This window comes from Domibacillus sp. PGB-M46, assembly GCF_022668875.1.
Classification (GTDB): domain Bacteria; phylum Bacillota; class Bacilli; order Bacillales; family Domibacillaceae; genus Domibacillus.
The window spans coordinates 1-203 of the sequence record NZ_JAKGCR010000129.1 but is presented as its reverse complement, the minus strand read 5'-3'; the positions used below and the strand labels follow the sequence as shown (position 1 = coordinate 203).

The window sequence follows — 203 nt, the reverse complement described above, 5'->3', positions numbered from 1 at the left end:
ACTTTGTCCCGCTGCTGTCCTTCGCCTAAAAGGGCTGCGACTGGAACGCCAAGGTATTTGCCGGCCAGGTCGAGAAGAGCCGCTTCTAAAGCGGTTACAGCATGAATCGTAATGCGGAGGTCAAATGTCTGCAGGCCGCGTCCTGCCGCATCCCGGTCTGCAAACTGCCGGCGTACGTTATTTAAAATATTGTTGTAGGCGCC

General features: G+C 55.2%; 1 pseudogene. It reads right to left on the bottom strand.

The annotated features are described in order from the left end of the window. Positions 1–203, bottom strand: a pseudogene (gudD, locus tag L2D08_RS23935) (glucarate dehydratase); the annotation flags it as partial.